13 protein-coding genes are annotated in these 16,112 nt (G+C 69.7%); 7 read left to right on the plus strand and 6 right to left on the minus strand.

Annotated elements, in window-relative coordinates:
• Positions 1-41 precede the first annotated feature (41 nt).
• Positions 42-929 (minus strand): NUDIX hydrolase, encoded by an 888-nt coding sequence (locus N2041_RS07755; protein WP_297677478.1) that lies wholly within the window; start codon positions 927-929, stop codon positions 42-44.
• A 73-nt stretch (positions 930-1,002) separates the two neighbouring features.
• Here N2041_RS07755 and N2041_RS07760 point away from each other — a divergent pair, with 73 nt between their 5' ends.
• On the plus strand, positions 1,003-1,839 hold the full coding sequence (locus N2041_RS07760; protein WP_297677480.1) for a Dam family site-specific DNA-(adenine-N6)-methyltransferase: 837 nt from the start codon (positions 1,003-1,005) through the stop codon (positions 1,837-1,839).
• Positions 1,840-2,102: 263 nt separating this feature from the next.
• Complete coding sequence (locus N2041_RS07765) at positions 2,103-3,278, plus strand: cytochrome P450 (protein WP_297677482.1); 1,176 nt, start codon at positions 2,103-2,105, stop codon at positions 3,276-3,278.
• Between the two features lie 9 nt (positions 3,279-3,287).
• On the opposite strand, the gene N2041_RS07770 is transcribed toward N2041_RS07765, so the two are convergent.
• The 3 genes from N2041_RS07770 to N2041_RS07780 form a co-directional block, all read right to left on the minus strand.
• Positions 3,288-4,187, minus strand: a complete 900-nt coding sequence (locus N2041_RS07770; RefSeq protein ID WP_297677484.1) for an enoyl-CoA hydratase-related protein — start codon at positions 4,185-4,187, stop codon at positions 3,288-3,290.
• Between the two features lie 499 nt (positions 4,188-4,686).
• Positions 4,687-5,871 (minus strand): MFS transporter, encoded by a 1,185-nt coding sequence (locus N2041_RS07775; protein WP_297677485.1) that lies wholly within the window; start codon positions 5,869-5,871, stop codon positions 4,687-4,689.
• A gap of 62 nt (positions 5,872-5,933) precedes the next feature.
• A complete protein-coding gene (locus tag N2041_RS07780; RefSeq protein ID WP_297677487.1) occupies positions 5,934-6,230 on the minus strand; it encodes a hypothetical protein in 297 nt (98 codons plus the stop codon).
• Positions 6,231-6,382: 152 nt separating this feature from the next.
• Here N2041_RS07780 and N2041_RS07785 point away from each other — a divergent pair, with 152 nt between their 5' ends.
• Positions 6,383-6,922 (plus strand): hypothetical protein, encoded by a 540-nt coding sequence (locus N2041_RS07785; protein WP_297677489.1) that lies wholly within the window; start codon positions 6,383-6,385, stop codon positions 6,920-6,922.
• A gap of 7 nt (positions 6,923-6,929) precedes the next feature.
• On the opposite strand, the gene N2041_RS07790 is transcribed toward N2041_RS07785, so the two are convergent.
• Both N2041_RS07790 and N2041_RS07795 read right to left on the minus strand, forming a co-directional pair.
• Positions 6,930-8,309, minus strand: coding sequence for an MFS transporter (locus N2041_RS07790; RefSeq protein ID WP_297677491.1), 1,380 nt, complete (start codon positions 8,307-8,309; stop codon positions 6,930-6,932).
• A gap of 91 nt (positions 8,310-8,400) precedes the next feature.
• On the minus strand, positions 8,401-12,222 hold the full coding sequence (locus tag N2041_RS07795) for a Calx-beta domain-containing protein (protein WP_297677543.1): 3,822 nt from the start codon (positions 12,220-12,222) through the stop codon (positions 8,401-8,403).
• Between the two features lie 188 nt (positions 12,223-12,410).
• Here N2041_RS07795 and N2041_RS07800 point away from each other — a divergent pair, with 188 nt between their 5' ends.
• The 4 genes from N2041_RS07800 (at position 12,411) to N2041_RS07815 (ending at position 16,111) form a co-directional block, all read left to right on the plus strand.
• Positions 12,411-13,052, plus strand: a complete 642-nt coding sequence (locus N2041_RS07800) for a class I SAM-dependent methyltransferase (RefSeq protein ID WP_297677493.1) — start codon at positions 12,411-12,413, stop codon at positions 13,050-13,052.
• Positions 13,053-13,150: 98 nt separating this feature from the next.
• Entirely contained in the window at positions 13,151-13,933 is a 783-nt protein-coding gene (locus N2041_RS07805; RefSeq protein WP_297677495.1) for a hypothetical protein, read from the plus strand.
• Positions 13,926-14,861, plus strand: coding sequence for a hypothetical protein (locus tag N2041_RS07810; protein ID WP_297677497.1), 936 nt, complete (start codon positions 13,926-13,928; stop codon positions 14,859-14,861). Before N2041_RS07805 ends, N2041_RS07810 begins: the two co-directional genes overlap by 8 nt.
• The gene (locus N2041_RS07815; RefSeq protein WP_297677499.1) at positions 14,858-16,111 is read left to right on the plus strand and encodes a BREX system ATP-binding domain-containing protein; all 1,254 of its coding nucleotides are present in this window, start codon (positions 14,858-14,860) and stop codon (positions 16,109-16,111) included. Before N2041_RS07810 ends, N2041_RS07815 begins: the two co-directional genes overlap by 4 nt.
• Position 16,112: the final 1 nt, after the last annotated feature.

A 16,112-nucleotide genomic window follows, 5' to 3' on the forward strand; every position in this document is an offset into this window, starting at 1 on the left:
TCACTCCCCGCCCCGGGCGGGCCAGTCCGCGCCATCCCGCCTCAGTGGAAGAGCTTGCGGTAGTGGGTGCTGGCGAAGAAGTCGCGCAGGACGCTGGCGGCGGGGCCGGCGAGGGGCAGGGCGTCCACCTCGCGCGGGGCCCAGTAGCGGAAGGCCTGCCCTTCGCGCACTTCGATGAGCTCCTCGGGGACGTCCGGGTCGCCGTAGTAGATGTGGTAGACGTGGGTGAGCGAGCCGGGCAGCTCGCTGGCGCGGTAGACGCGGAAGAGGCGGAGGTCGTCGAGCAGGACGCCGGTCTCTTCTTCGAACTCGCGGAAGGCGGCGGCGTCGGGCGGTTCATCGAGTTCGACGAGGCCGCCGGGGATGGACCAGAGGCCGGGGAACCGTTCCGGCGGGAGGTCGGCGTCGCGCAGCTGGAGGAGGGCGCGGCCCCAGCGGTCGAGGGCGATGACGCCGACGCCGACGCGGAAGGGCTGGAGCATGCCGACGGTGCCGCGGTAGGCATCGCTGGCGGTGAAGCGGGCGAGCAGCTGGCGGGTGCCGGGGTTCATCGGCAGGGCATCGAAGGCTGAGGGGTGGTGGTACTGGAAATCGAGCCCTTCGCGGACCTCGATGGCGGCGCGGGGGACGGGGTCGTCGGCGACGAAGAGGTGGAGGCAGGAGGGGAGGAGGTCCGGCACCTGCGCGGTGGTGACGGTTTCGATGTAGCGGAGGCGCTGGAGGCGGATGCCGGTCTCTTCTTCGAATTCGCGGCGGGCGGTGTCGAGCGGCGATTCGCCGGGTTCGCGGCCGCCGCCGGGGGGTGTCCAGCGGCCGACGCCGGCCGGCGGCACGTCGTCGTCGCGCTGCTGGAGGAGGATGGAGCCGTCGGGCGCGACGAGGAAGACGGCGGAGCCTTCGCGGCCGGAGCCGGGCGCTTTGTAGGGCATGATTTCACCGTAGCAGCCGGCGCGGGCCGGGGGGAATTGCCCCCGGGCGGGCGGTTCGGCACGATGGTGGCCGATGGCGACGCCCTTCCTGAAATGGGCCGGGGGCAAGGCGCGGCTGGTGCCGACGGTCGCCGCCGGGCTGGAGGGGCTGCGGGTCGAGCGGTACATCGAGCCGTTCCTCGGCGGGGGCGCGATGTTCTTCGGGCTGCGCGCGCTCGGGCTGCGGGTGCCGGCCATCCTCGCCGATGCGAACCCGGAGCTGATCGCCACCTTCGCCGCCGTGCGCGACGACGTCGACGGGGTGATCGCGGCGCTGCGGCCGCTGGCGGAGGCGTACCTCGCGGCGGACCGCGCGGGGCGGCGGGAGCTGTACTACCGGGTGCGGGCCTGCGAGCCGCGGGCGGCCGCCGAGCGGGCGGCGCGGGTCATCTTCCTGAACCGGACCTGCTATAACGGGCTCTACCGGGTGAACCGGCACGGCCGGTTCAACGTGCCGCACGGCAGGTATGCGCGGCCGCGCATTTACGACGAGGCGAACCTGCGCGCCTGTGCGGCGGAGCTGGCCGATGCCGAGCTGCGCTGCGCCGATTTCGCCGACGTGTGCGCGGCCGCGGGGCCGGGCGATTTCGTCTACCTCGACCCGCCCTACCACCCGCTGAGCGCGACAGCGAACTTTACGGCGTACACAGACCGGGCATTCGGCTGGGGCGACCAGGAGCGGCTGGCGGCGGCGGTGCGCGGACTCGCCGCGCGGGGGGCGTGGTTCGCGCTCTCGAACTCGGCCCACCCGGCGATCGCAGCGCTCTACGAAGGGCTCCGGCCGCGGGTGGTGCAGATGTCGCGGGCGATCAATTCGAAGGCGAACGGCCGGGCGCCGGTGGCGGAGTACCTGTTCGGGAACGTGGGGTAGGGGGCGGAGGCGGGAACCGGGAGGCGGGAACCGGGAGGCGGGAACCGGGAGGCGGGAACCGGGAGGCGGGAACCGGGAGACGAGAACCGGGAGACGGGAACCGGGAGGCGGGAACCGGGAGGCGGGAACCGGGAGACGGGAACCGGGAGACGGGAACGGGGAACGGGGGGCGGGGAGGGAGTATCAACCTCCAACCTCCAACCTCCAACCTCCTTCCGAAACTCGAACGTGATTCGGGTAGAATGGTCGGCGGAGGTGCCCGCATGGTTGCTGCCCCGAACATCAACGACCCGGCGTTCCTGGAGAACCCGTTCCCGTTCTACGAGCTCGGCCGGGCGATGAGCCCGCTCATCCTGCCCGAGCGCGGGCTGGCGATGGTCTTCGGGTACGACGACGCGACGGCCATCTTGAAAGACTGGGAGACGTGGTCGTCGCGGTTTCCGCCGCCGCCGGAGGTGACGGACCCGCCGGAGCCGATGATGCTGAGTTCGGACCCGCCGCGGCACACCCGGCTGCGGTCGCTGGTTTCGCAGGCGTTCACCCCGCGGATGGTCGAACAGCTCGAGCCCCGCATCCGGGAGATTACGCGCGAGCTGCTGGAGCCGGCGCTCGAAGCAGGGGAGTGCGACCTCGTGGCGGCGCTGGCCTACCCGCTGCCGGTCATCGTCATCGCCGAGATCCTCGGCATCCCGCCGGAGGACCGGGCGAAGTTCAAGGAGTGGTCGGACGAGGCGGTGGCGAGCCTTGGCACGGCGCTCGGGGGCGGCGGCCGGCAGATCCGGGCGGAAGTGTTCGAGGAGATGCGGGAGTACTTCACCCGCATGACGGAGGAGCGGCGGCAGCGGCCGCGGAACGACCTGATCAGCGGGCTCGTGCAGGCGGAGCAGGATGGCGAGCGGCTGACCTTCGCGGACCTGCTGCAGATGCTGGTGCTGCTGCTCGTCGCGGGGAACGAAACGACGACGAACCTTATCAGCAACACGATGCTCTCCTTCCTCGAGCACCCGGGCGAGCTGGCGAAGGTAGAGTCGGAGCCGGCCCGCATCCCGGGCGCCATCGAAGAGGTGCTGCGCTACAACTCGCCGGTGCAGGCGACCGTCCGTCGGCCGACGCGCGACGTGGAGGTGCGGGGGAAGACGATCCCGGCGAACCTGCCAACGGTGGTGTGGCTGGCGGCGGCGAACCGCGACCCGGCGCAGTTCCCGGAGCCGCTGCGGTTCGACGTGGAGCGGTCGCCGAACCGCCACCTGGCGTTCGGGCTCGGCATCCACTTCTGCCTCGGCGCGCCGCTGGCCCGGCTGGAGGCGCGGGTCGCCTACGAGGAGCTGCTGGGCGCGGCGACGGGGTTCGAACGGACGACGGAGGGCATGCTGCCGCGCGTGCCGACGTTCATCATGCGCGGCGTGCTGGAGCTGCCGATCGCGTTCCGCCGGCGGTAGCGGCCGGCGTCAGCGTTTGAGGCCGGGGGTGTCGGGGCGGTACATGCCTTCGCGCCAGTCGAGCGCGCCTTTGAGCCCGGTGCCGGCCTCCATGCTCTCCCGCATCTTGTCCTGCCAGGCGTAGCTGAAGGAGGTCATCTGGGCCATGGCGTCCATGTCGGTCGAGCTGCGCACCGAGCTGTAGATGCCCATGTTCTCGTAGAAGCGGTTCATGTTCAGTTTCAGGATGGCGAGGTGGTCGGCGGTGGCGTTCGCGAGGCGGTCGGCGAGGGCGATGGTGTTCGCTTCGAGGTCCTCTTTCGGCCACGCGTAGTTGATCATGCCGATGCGCTCGGCTTCGCGGCCGGAGATGGAATCGCCGGTGTAGTAGAGCTCTTTCGCCTTGCGCATGCCGATGACGAGCGGCCAGATGACGCCGGTGCGGCTCGTGCCGAGGCCGCGCAGGCCCGGGTGGCCGAGCTGGGCGTCTTCGGCGGCGACGACGAGGTCGGCCATCATCGCCAGTTCGCAGCCGCCGGCGAGGGCGTAGCCGTGCACCTGCGCAATGGTGACCTTCGCCATGTTCCAAAAGTAGAGGTGGATATCGGTGATCTGCTGCATGCCGGTGCGGATGCCCATGAGCAGCCGCCGGCCCTTCTCGTCGCTGGTGCGGTAGCGGCGGACGACGCCGTCGGCGCCGCCGCGCGGGGGAGCGAGGTCGTACCCGGCGCTGAAGGTGCGGCCCGCGCCGCGGACGATGATGACGCGGGCGGAGTCGTCGGCTTCGAGGTCGTGGAGGGCCTCCCAGAATTCGAAGAGGAGCTCCTGGGAGAGGGCGTTCATCTTCTCGGGACGGTTGAGGGTGATGCGGGCGACGCGGCCGTCGGTCCCGACGCGGTCGATGAGGAGGTGGTCGAAGGTGCGGCTCATGACCGGGGATTATAGGGAACCGGGAGGCGGGAACCGGGAGGCGGGTGATGCGGGATGCCGCGGGCTGGCCGCCCGCGGCGGTGGATGGCTCGCCGCCTTCGGCGGCGTCACCGCGGGATGCCGGCGCTCCGCGCCGGCGGTGGGGGAACGGGGAAGCGGGAACGGGGAAGCGGGAACCGGGAAGCGGGAGGCGGGAGGGAGTATCAACCTTGAACCTTCAACCGGGCGGGGCGGGAGAAGTGGCGTAGTCGCGGGGCCCCGTCCCCGCGGGGCGCGATGCGCCCAACGGGTGTTCCGGGAGCCAGGAAGCGGGAGGGCGCTCGAATTCGACGGCCCGGGTGGGCCTCGCCGGCCCTCCGCGGGGGCGGAGCCCCGCGGCTACGGAGTTGGGAGATCGGAGTTCGGAGTTGGGAAACGGGGAACGGGGAGCCGGGAGGGAGTATCAACCTCCAACCTCCAACCTCCAACCGGGCGGGGCGGGGTCGGGCGGGGGGCCGCCTCAGGGCGTGCGGAGACGGCCGGTCGCGAGGAGGGCGGCCGTCGCGATGGCGGCGAGGAAGGCGGTGGCGGCGCCGAACCCGAAGGTGGCCGCGGGCCCGAAGGCGTCCCAGAGCAGGCCGGCGAGGAGGCTCGCGGCGAGGACGAGACCGCCGGTGACGCCCTGGAAGAGGCCGAGCGCGGTGGTCCGGGCCGCCGCCGGCGCGAGGTCGGCGATGAACGCCTTCGTGATGCCTTCGGTGGCGGCGATGTAGGCGCCGTACAGCGGGAAGAGCACCCAGATGACCGCCTGCGAGCCGGCGAGCGCGAACCCGAGGTACACGGCGGCGAAGACGAGGTAGCCGCCGACGATGACGGCGGGCCGCGGCAGCCGGTCGCTCAGGGTGCCCGCGGGGTAGGAGAGCACGGCGTAGACGGCGTTGTAGACGACGTAGGCGAGGACGACGGCCGTGGTGGCCATGCCGAGGTCTTTCGCCCGGAGGATGAGGAAGGCATCGGAGGAGTTGCCGACCATGAAGAGGCCGGTAGCGCCGAGGAAGAGCCAGTAGGCCGCGGGGAGGTCGCGCAGGCCGGGCGCGGGCGGGTCGCCGTCGCGCCGGGCAGGCGGCCGCCGTTCGGGGATGCGCGCGACGACGGCAACGGAGACGACGGCCGGGATGATGGCGAGGCCGATCGCCCAGCGCAGGTGCTGTTCGCCGACGAGTGCGAGGAAGGCGAGCGCCGCCAGCGGGCCGAAGACTGCGCCGAGGGTATCGAACGCGCGGTGGAAGCCGAAGATGCGGCCGCGGTCGGCCGGGGTGGTCACATCGGCGAGGAGGGCATCGCGCGGGGGCGTGCGGATGCCCTTGCCGAAGCGGTCGACCGCGCGGCCGGCGAGCGCGACGCCCCACGCCGGCGCGGCGAAGAGGATCGCCTTGCCGGCGGCCGCCAGCCCGTAGCCGGCGACGACGAACGGCTTGCGCGCGCCCGTCCGGTCGCTCCAGCGGCCGGCGAAGGGGCGCGTGGCGTAGGCGGTCGCCTCGGCGACGCCTTCGACGAGGCCGACGACGGAGACGGGGGCGCCGAGCGTGACCGTCAGGAAGATCGGGATGAGCGGGTAGACGAGCTCGCTCGAGAGGTCGGCGAAGAGCGAGGTGAAGCCGAGGAGCCACGCGGCCCGGGGGATGTTGCGGAACGGCCGGCGCACCGCCGTGATCCTACGCCGGGAAGGTCATCCGACAAGGGGCGCGGGCGTCCCGCGAGCGGGCGTCAGCCGCGGGCGAGGGGCGCGGGGGGCGGGCCGTCACCGTCGACGAGCAGGCTGGTGGTCCGGTGGCCGGCGCCGCCGCGGATGGCGGCTTCGCGGACGAGCGCGCGGCAGGGGGAGCGGCCGATGGTGAGTTCGATGCGGTCGCCGGGCGCGATCGAGGCGGCGCCGTCGATGACGACTTCGCCGGACCAGCCGGCGGGGCCGCCGTTGCGGAAGAGCGCCGCGCGGACGCGGGTTTCGAGGGCGTCGCCGAAGGTGAGCCGGGCTTCGCCCTGCCAGTCGATGGAATGCGCCATGGCGGTGAGCTTAGCACGTGCTAAGTCAACATGAGGTAATGTTCGACACATCGTCGAGCGTTGTATTCGCAACGTTGAACGGCCGTTCAGCAGCTTTCCCGGTAGCGCGGGCTGGGCTGTAATCGAAGGAGTTCGACCGGGGGAGCGCCGCCGTGGATTCGACGCTGCACATCTTCTTCATCTGGCTCCACCTGCTGGGCATCGCGCTCTGGGTGGGGCCGCAGGTGTTCCTCGCCGTCGCGTGGGCGCCGGCCTCGCGGCAGATTGCCGACTTGCCGACGCGGGTGGCGGCGATGAAGACGATCACGCGGCGGTTCGGCTACCTCGGCGGGTTCGGGCTCGCGCTCATCCTCATCGCCGGCACGTACCTGATCATCACGTGGCGCGACTACTACGCGATCCCCGCGGATACGGAGTTCACGAGCCTCCGCTTCGGGGTCTGGTTCATCATCAAGATGAACGTGCTGATCGTGATGCTCGCGGTGGTCGCGCTGCACATGTTCTGGGCGGGGCCGAAGCAGCTCCGGCTGTACGAGGCGAAGGCGCGCGGCGAGGCGATCGACGAAGCGGCGCTGCGGCGGGCGAGGGCGGTCTCGATGACGCTCAGCCTGCTCGGCCTGATGCTCACGCTGGCGATCATGGTGATGGGCGTGATGATCGGGACGGGCACCTGGAGTTTCCAGGAGGCGTAGCTGCCGCTCAGCCGGCGGCTTCGGCACCCGCGCGGCGCTTCGGGGGCGCGGGCGCTTCTTCGATGGCGGCGAAGGCGCGGCGCCCGGCGCGGAGGTAGTAGGCCGCGCCGAGGAGCGTGCCGAACCCGCACAGCCCGGCCATGATGGCGAGGCCCCAGCCGACGCCGAGGTGCTCGGCGAGGAAGCCGGTGATGTAGCCGCCGACCGGCGTGGAGCCGGCGAAGAGCAGGAAGAAGATGCTCATCACCCGGCCGCGCAGCTCATCGGGCACGGCCACCTGCAGCGACGTGTTGATCGTCGTCGAAAACGCCACTCCGACGATGCCGAGGAGGAAGAGCAGCCCGGCGGTGACGGCGTAGACGGGCGAGAAGGCGATCGCGGCGAGGAGCGCCGAGAAGACGGCCGAGGCGAGCAGCAGCCACGAAGGCCGCAGCCGGCCGGTGGCGGCCATGACGAGCGCGGCGACGAGGCTCCCCGCGCCCATCGCCGACGTCAGCATGCCGAACTTCTCCGGGCCGACCTTGAGGACGAATTCGGCGACGAGCGGGACGATGACGGTGAAGTTGTAGCCGAAGGTCCCGATGATGCCGAGGAGGATGAAGAAGAAGGCGACGGTAGGCGTGCGCGCGGAGTAGACGATGCCCTCGCGGACCTGGTGGAGGACGTTGCCGCGGGCTGCCGCGCGGGGCACGGCGCGGAATTCGGCCGGGCGCATGAGCGCATAGGCGACGAGGACGGCGATGAAGCTGGCGGCATTCGCGGCGAACGCCCAGCTGAGCCCGATGACGCCGATCGTGACGCCGGCCACCGCCGGCCCGGCGATGCGGGCGAGGTTGAAGATGCTCGAATTGAGGGCGACGGCGTTCACGAGCCGCTCCCGCCCGACGAGTTCGACCACGAACGACTGGCGGACGGGGCCATCGAAGGCGTTGACGGTGCCGAGCCAGAGCGCGAGCGCGTAGACGTGCCAGAGCTGGACGCGGCCGGTGGCGACGAGGAGGGCGAGCACGGCCGCCTGGAGCATGGCGAGCGTCTGGGTAACGACGAGGGCGCGCCGCTTCGGCAGCCGGTCGGCGACGGCGCCGCCGAAGAGGGTGAAGACCGTGATGGGGAGGAACTGGAGGGTGGTGACGGTGCCGAGGGCGAGCGGCGAGCCGGTGAGCTTGAGGACGAGCCATGCCTGGGCGGTCGTCTGCATCCAGGTGCCGACCAGGGAGACGAGCTGGCCGGCGAAGTAGAGGCGGTAGTTGTAGACGGCGAGGCTGGCGAACTGGCGGGCGAGGATGGCGCGGAGGCTGCGCGCCGCGGCGGCTTCCGCGAGGTCGGCAGGCAGGCTGCCGGGCTGGCCGGGTTCGGCGGGTTCGCCGAGGGAGGGAGTCGCTGCCATACTGCCAGCGTACCCTCACGTGAACGTGAGTGTTAGATGCCACGGATGGCCCGTCTTTACCGGACGGGCCATCCGCGGCGGGTGAGCGGGGCTACGGGCTGACGAGCCAGCTGACCGGGCTGGGCCCGGGGCGGATAGCGATGAAGTAGCTCCGGCCCGTGCGCAGCGTCGAGAAATCGTTCGCGCCCGGGACGTTTTCGCTTCCGGGGAAGTAGCCGAGCCACCGCTGGCCGACCGGGTCGAACGTCCAGATGGCGCTGATGCGGGCGCGGATGGTGGGGTTCGCAGCCAGGAGCGCGGCGATGGAGGCGTTATCGGGGCCGGCCCAGGCGATGAGCGTGTAGGTGGCGTAGAGCGTGTAGGTGACCGGGCCGGGCGTGATGGTCGCCGGGTCGGGCGAGCCGCCGGTGCCGGGTGTGCCCGTGCCGCTGCCCGGGTTCGAACCGCCGGGCGTGCTGCCCGTGCCGCCGGTGCCGCCGGTCCCACCCGTGCCGCCGGTGCCACCGGTGCCGCCGCTGCCGGGGTTCGAACCGCCCTGCGTCGGCGGCGCGAGGCAGGTGAAGTCGTCGGCAGCGGTGTTCGGGCTCGTGCCGTTGGGCGTGGTGACGCGGATATCGACCTGGCCGGGCGCGCGGGCGGCGGGCCGGATGACGAGGGTGTTCTGGTTGACGTAGGTGACCGTCGCGGCGGCCCCGCCGAAGGTCGCAGTGGCGCCGCTCGTGAAGGCGCTGCCGAGCACGGCAACCTGGAGCGTGCCGTCGCAGACGCCGGAGCTGGGCACCACGCCGGAGACAGCGGGCGCGGCCGTGATGGGGGCCGGGGTGCTCGTGGCCGGCGGCGGCGTGCTGCTGGACCCGCCCGCGCAGGTGAGGTCGTCGGCAGCGACGTCGGCGGAGGTGCCTTCGACGGTGGTGACCGTCACGCGGTAGGAGCCGGCCGGGAGCGCCGGCGCGAGGACGAGCAGCGCGCTTTCGCCGAAGCTGAGGACCAGGTGCTGGTAGTCGACCAGCTGGCCGCCGATGCGAACCTGGAGGCTGGCCGCGCCGGCGGAACCCCAGGTGAAGAAGCGGGTGCCGCGGACCACGACCCAGTGCTGGCCGTTGCAGGTGGTGGTGGCGGGCACGAGCTGCGTGACAGCCGGGCCGGGGCCGTAGTAGAGGAAGTCGTCGGCGGTGCCCTCCCAGGGCGAGCTCCGGGTATCCCACTGGCCGACGGGGACATGGACGACGACGCTGGCCGGGCCGTAAGCGGCCGCGGGGCCGCCCGGGCGCGGCGGGGTGGTGCAGGTGATGGTGGTATCGGAGACGACGGTCATGCTGGCGCAGGGTTCCATGCCGACGTAGACCGTGCTGGCGCCGGTGAAGTTATAGCCGGAGATGGTGATGGGGGTCCCGCCGGCGATGGGCCCGCTGGCGGGCGAGACCCCGGTAACGATGGGGCGCTCCATGATGGTCACTTGCGCCTGTCCCGTGCCGGAAATAGTCGCCCCCCCGGTGGGGTTCACCAGCTCGATGAAGAAGGTCTCGTCGCCTTCGCGGACCTGGTCGGCGACGACCGTGAAGCTGCACGGCTTCGAGCCGGTTTCGCCGTCCGCCCAACTCAAAGTTTGCTCGACGAGCGTGAAGTCTACCCCGGGGGTCGCCGTGCCAAGCCCCGACTTGATCCGGCAGGTAACCGAGACTGCACCCACGGCGCCAGCCGACCTGTGCACCGAAACCTTGCCCTGTCCCAGGTCTTCGAAATGGGAGGTGCCGTAGCTAAAGAACTCGCCCGGCAGGTCATTGTCATAGATGGTCACGGTCGCGGTGCCGGGCGGGGAGACCGTTGCGCCGCCGGTCGGGTTGACCAATTCGACCACGAAGGTCTCGTTCCCCTCGACGAGGCTGTCGTCGATGGCGGTGAAGCTGCAGGGCTTGAAACCGCTCTCGCCGTCAGCCCAGGACAGGTTTTGCTCGGCGAGGGTGAAATCGACGCCGGGCGTCGCGGTGCCCGTCCCGGTCTTGAGGCGGCAGGTCACGCCCACCGCACCCGACGTCCCGCCGTGCCGATAGACCCTGACGGTTCCGCTTCCGGAGCCCTCAATCACCGATGCACCCTGAACAGAGAACGCGCCCGGGGCGTCGTTGTCGTAGATCGTCACGGTCGCGGTGCCGGGCGGGGAGACCGTCGCGCCGCCGGTCGGGTTGACCAATTCGACCACGAAGGTCTCGTTCCCCTCGACGAGGCTGTCATCGATAGCGGTGAAGTTGCAGGGCTTGAAACCACTCTCGCCGTCAGCCCAGGACAGGTTTTGCTCGGCCAGGGTGAAGTCGACGCCCGGCGTTGCGGTACCCTCCCCGGCCTTGAGGCGGCATGTCACGCTCACTGCGCCGGATGAGCCGCTGGTGCGGTAGACGGAGACGTAACTGGTGCCGTCGCTTTCGTTCACCGTCGGGCCGTAGAGGGAGAACGTGCCATAGGAATCGTTGTCGTAGATCGTCACGGTCGCGGTGCCGGGCGGGGAGACCGTCGCCCCGCCCGTGGGGTTCACCAGTTCGACCACGAAGGTCTCGTTCCCCTCCACCAGGCTGTCGTCGACCACCGTGAAGGTGCACTGCCGCTCGCCGGATTCGCCGTCGGCCCAGGACAGCGTCTGCTCGGCGAGCGTGAAGTCGTCGCCGGGCGTGGCAGTGCCGGTGCCGGTCTTGAGGCGGCAGGTCACGCCCACCGCGCCGGACGTCCCGCTGCTGCGGTAGACGGAGACGTAGCTGGTGCCGGCGCTTTCATTCACCGTGCGGTCATTGACGTAGAGGTACCCGTGGCTGTCGTTGCTGCCGATGCTCAACGTCAGGTTTGCCGGGCTGCCGACCGGGGCTCCGGAGACCGCTTCGAGCGCGAGGATGACGGTTTCATCGGATTCGACCGCGGTGTCATCGATGAGGGTGATGCGGCAGTACTTGGGCCAGTCGTCCCCGTCGGCCCATTCGAGCAGCTGGCTCGAGAACGTGTAGTCGCTGCCCGCCGTCGCCGAGCCGATGCCGAGGTCGACGCAGCGCACCGAGGCCGGGCCTTTAGCCCCGCCGTTTCGATGCACCGGGATGTCCAGCGTGCCGGCCGTCTCCGACGCGCTCGCGGTCGGCTGCTCGAACCGGATGATGCCCGGGTTGTCGTCGTCGAGGATGTCGTACGACGCACTCCTCGACCAGGAGGAGCCGACGGTGATGAAGATCATGAAGCCTTCCGTCGCCTCTGACAGCGTGTCGTCGACGAGGGTGACGTCGCAGTACGCGACCCGGTCGCCGTCCGCGAACGGCACCGGCGTCACGGAGGCGATATCCGCCGCCGTCGTTCCGTAGTGAGACAGGCTGCAGGAGACTGCGGCGGCCCCCGATGTTGTGTTTCGGAACACCGGGATGCGCACGGTCCCGGCGTCTTCGCGGAACGACCCGCCCGGGAGGCCGAGGGCATACTCCGCGGACGTCGTGTCGTCGTCCAGGATGGTCACGGTGTGAGTCGAGCCCCAGACAGGCGCTTGCCACGGGTAGCCGCTGAGGTAGAGCGAGTACTGACGAAAGCCGTCCGGCGCGGTGTTGCTGGCGACAGCGAGGCAGGATCCCGGACCGCCCGGCCAGTCGATGGTCCGCGCAGCCTGGCCGGGGGCAAACGCGAGGGCGAACCCCCACGGCGGGGAGTAGAAGTCAGCAGACGAGAGGCCGTAGATGGTCACGCTGCCCGCCTGCGAGATGTCGCCATCGCGGCGGACGGTAATGCAGAGGTTCGCGGCCTGCCCCTCGGTCGCCACCGAGTAGCGCTCCTCGAAGTAGTAGCGCGTCACCAGCGGGGTATCGGCGCCGGCGCGCCGTTCGCTGCCGGCGATCGGCAGCAGCAAGACGGTGAGGGCGACGAGCGCAACCGCCGCCCGGCGCATGAGCATCCTGTGCACGACACCCTCCTTCGTTTGGCGGCCCGGTTGCCGTCGTGTTGCGGGCCGGGGAAGGAATCGTAATGAGGACGGCCGCGTCACGTCAGCAGGTTTTCGGCCCCCGGCGCAAAGTCGACAACATTTGTCGCGAACGGCCGCCGCCGGGGCGGATAGCGGGGCGCTGCGCGATAATCCGCGGCATGACCGGCTTCGCCAGCGCCGCCCCCGGGCACGCCATCCCGGCCGACGACCCGACCCGCCGGCGCGTCATCATCGACCTCGGCTGCGGCACCCGGAAGAAGCCGGGCGCCATCGGGCTCGATATCGCGCGCGTGCCGGGGGTCGACGTCATCGCCGATGTGATGCGGCCGCTGCCGCTGAAGGACGATTCGGTCGATGAGGTGTACGCCTCGCACCTCATCGAGCACGTGGACGACGTGCTGGCGTTCATGGGGGAGGTGTGGCGGGTGTGCAAGCCGGGCGCGCTGGTGTACTTCCGCTTCCCGCACGGGTCGACGCCGTACCTGACGTGGAAGGACCCGACGCACCGGCGGGGCGTCTACCTGGCGATGTTCGAGTATTTCGACCCGACGACGCTGGACGGGCAGCTGTGGGGGTATTACCACCCGGCGAAGTTCAAGATCGAACGGCGGCGGCTGTGCTTCAATTTGAACGCGGATACGCGCCAGCCGGGGCGGGGGCGGCGGCTGGTGGGCGCGGTGCTGGACTGGCTGGCGAACCGGGACGAGCGGTGGCTGTACGTGTGCGAACGGTGGTGGGGGAACTGGGTGGGGATGGAGGAGGCGCACATCTGGCTGCGTGCGCTGAAGCCGGGGCGGTAGGGGGGATTCTGTCGCGTTGTTGTCGCGTTCGCGCGACGTATTGCGAAGCAGCCAGGGCACGCATAAACTCCCCCGCGACGCTCATCGGCGGGATTACCGTGCTCGAAGAACTGTTTTCGGAACTCGATGCGGCCCTGGGTGACCTCGACACGGCGGCACAGCGGTCTGCCAGGGCTGCCCGCGCCTCAGCGCGTGCGAGCCGCGAAGGCGAGATTGGACGCATCCGGCGGAGTATCGAGGCGGTCACCGCGGCACTCCCGCAGCTGACGGCCTCCCTCGAAGCGGCCCGCGAGCGGCTGAGCCGAGTGAGCACCGCGCTCGAGACGAACCCCGGCACACTGAAAGACGAGGTTCGCGAGCTCTCGTTGAAGCAGGGCTGGGAATGGCAGCCGACGGACCGGGAATCGACCGCCGTCGTCTTTCCCGTCATCGTCACGTTCAGCGGCGACGCCGTCCGGCTGGACCACAAACCGTTTCGCGGTCAGCGACCGAGCGCGGTCGTTGCGGGGATCCAGCGGGCGCGGGCGCGGTTTCGGGAGGACGCTTCGACGCAATCCATCCTGCGGGCTATCTACCGGGCCACGCTGTATGCCGCCGGGCAGGCCCAGCGCCGGCCCAGCCAGCGCGATGATTCGTTCTCAGCGGACGCAGGTGCGGTGTACGAGATTCTCTCGCTCAATAACCCCGAGTACACCGCGGCAGACTTCACGCGACACCTGTATCTCCTCGACCGGCGCGTGAACAACTCCATCGATGGCTACCGGCTCTCGCTCCCGGCGTCGACCGGCACCCGCGCGCGCACGCCGTTCCGCATCTACGGCCCGGACGGCTACGAGCACGTCTACTACGCGATCAGGTTCGAGAGGGTCGCTGATGCCTGACGTCCCGCTCGAAATATTGCGGCGCTCCCTGCGGGAAGAGTATTTCGAATCTTTCCTGCCGGCCGGTGGCGGCACCGTGAAGATTCTCGTCGCAGACGACCCGGTGCGGCGGAAGGCGCTCGACGACATCTCCGCCGATGCCGAGGCGGCCGGGGTCACCGTCTTCGACCTTACGGCCGACGACGTGCTGCTTCACAAGATGGATGCAGTGTGGTCCGCCATCGCGCGAAAGGTCGACTGGGACGGGCTCGTCGATCGGTATCTCCGAAGGATCTGCGCGGACATCGGTTTCCCGATGGATGACCCGGGGATTCCCTGCACTCTCGAACGGGTGTGCGCGACGTACGAAGTCGACCGCTCCCAGGTGACGACGGCGTACCAGGCCGCGGTGCGCGACCTCATCTTCCGCGACTATGGCCTGGACATCGATTACCGGAAGGCGATGACCGTTCTGGTTCACGGCGCATTCTCAGGTTCCGAGAATTTCCAGACATCTGTCGCAAAAATGTGGCTCGCCGGCGAAGACGTGTTAGCGCGAGATTTGCGCGAAATCCAGATTTTCCAACGTATCGATCGGACACGAGCGCGTTCGATTCTTTATTCTTTCATCAGGTCGCGTTTTCGCTTCGGCCTACCGACAGCTTTCGTTCTCGATGGAAGCCGATATTACACGGAACGGACCCGGCTTGGCACACTTCGTTTCACAAGACTTCAGCTCTTCGACCTGTTCGAGCTCGTTCGCGAGTTCATCGACGAAGCGGACAGGCTCCATGGCGCGGCCATCATCTTTACGTTTCCGCAGGATTTCGTTGAATCTGAGCGCCGGTCGTTCGACATCTACCGCGCACTCTACTCTCGGATAGCCGACGACGTCCGGGGACGCGATCGGGCCAATCCGTGCGCGGCGCTGCTGAGGGTAGCTCTGTGAACGACAACGCTATCGGTGCCCGCTGGGCTATCGAGGCGCTCCGCAACGGAGTCCCGAACCGCCACGCAGTGGCGCTCTTGGGGACGTTCCAGCAGCGGATCGAGGAGCGGTTTCGCCAGCAGGCCCTCGAGACTGCGGTTTCGCCAGGAACCCGCGGGTTTCTGGTGCGTGCCGATTTCGGAGCGGGGAAGTCACACCTCCTCTATGCCCTGCAGCAGATTGCGAGTGACCTGAGTTTCGCGACAGCCACGCTCGCCGTCTCGAAGGAGACGCCTCTGAGCTCCTTCCCCCGGACGGCACGAACGATCCTGCGGCAATTGCGCCTCCCGGATATGGAGGGAACCGGCTTGCCGGCGGCGGCGACCCGCGCGAAATTCCAGAGCGAAGACTGGCTCGACCTTCAGACCTGGGCTGACGGTCTCGAATTCGGCGGAGGCTGGTGGGGCGCGACGCTGGCGCTCTACGCAAGCCTCCGGGCGCAGCACGAGCTGTCCGACCGGGTCGTTCGCTTCTGGGGCGGCGATAACAATCTCACCGCCCGGGATCTGCGCAACGAGCTCCACCAGCGAGGCGTTTCGGGCATCCAGCAGCTCGGCCCGCGCCCGGCGGCTGGCGAGCTCGATTATCAGCGGCTGGCCTTCGCTTCCCGTTTCGTCCAGGGACTGGGCTTCAAGGGGCTCGTCGTCTTCCTCGACGAGGTCGAGCTCATCGCGCAATATCCCCGCCAGCAGCGCATCCAGGCGTACCGCAACCTGGCGGCGCTCCTGGGACAGACGGACCGGCCGGAGCTCGCAGAGGCAGCCCTCCTTGTCGTCGGCGCAGTTACCTCGGATTTCGACGATGCCGTTCTCCGCGGTAAGGAGGACTGGGAAGAGGTTCCCCGCATAGCGGATGTGAAGTATGGGCCTGAAGCGGCCGAAGCCAGCAAGGCCGGGATGGAGGCGATCCGCGCGGCTATCCCCCTCGCAACACCGGACGAAGCAGCTATCGCCCGCATCCGCGAGGTGGTGACAGACATCTACCGGCAGGCCTACGCCGGCTGGACGCCGCCGCCGGCCGACCACATCACGCTCTACGCTTCGACCCGGATGCGCGAACTCATTCGGCGCTGGATAACGTCGTGGGATCTTCAGCGATATTACGAAGGCCCCGCAGAGATCGAGGTCGAGGACATCGGATCGACTCCGACCGACGAATCCGAGGAGCTGACAGCAGGCGAGGAGGGTGGCGCAAGCGACAGCGGCCGGTGAC

Origin of the sequence: Tepidiforma sp. (assembly GCF_026419595.1) — a bacterium.
Lineage (GTDB): Bacteria > Chloroflexota > Dehalococcoidia > Tepidiformales > Tepidiformaceae > Tepidiforma.

Bases quoted from the DNA above. Each gene is read 5' to 3' on its own strand.
- N2041_RS07755 (WP_297677478.1), bottom strand. From the start codon at position 929: ATGCCCTACAAAGCGCCCGGCTCCGGCCGCGAAGGCTCCGCCGTCTTC.
- N2041_RS07760 (WP_297677480.1), top strand. From the start codon at position 1,003: ATGGCGACGCCCTTCCTGAAATGGGCCGGGGGCAAGGCGCGGCTGGTG.
- N2041_RS07765 (WP_297677482.1), top strand. From the start codon at position 2,103: ATGGTTGCTGCCCCGAACATCAACGACCCGGCGTTCCTGGAGAACCCG.
- N2041_RS07770 (WP_297677484.1), bottom strand. From the start codon at position 4,187: ATGAGCCGCACCTTCGACCACCTCCTCATCGACCGCGTCGGGACCGAC.
- N2041_RS07780 (WP_297677487.1), bottom strand. From the start codon at position 6,230: ATGGCGCATTCCATCGACTGGCAGGGCGAAGCCCGGCTCACCTTCGGC.
- N2041_RS07790 (WP_297677491.1), bottom strand. From the start codon at position 8,309: ATGGCAGCGACTCCCTCCCTCGGCGAACCCGCCGAACCCGGCCAGCCC.
- N2041_RS07795 (WP_297677543.1), bottom strand. From the start codon at position 12,222: ATGCTCATGCGCCGGGCGGCGGTTGCGCTCGTCGCCCTCACCGTCTTG.
- N2041_RS07800 (WP_297677493.1), top strand. From the start codon at position 12,411: ATGACCGGCTTCGCCAGCGCCGCCCCCGGGCACGCCATCCCGGCCGAC.
- N2041_RS07810 (WP_297677497.1), top strand. From the start codon at position 13,926: ATGCCTGACGTCCCGCTCGAAATATTGCGGCGCTCCCTGCGGGAAGAG.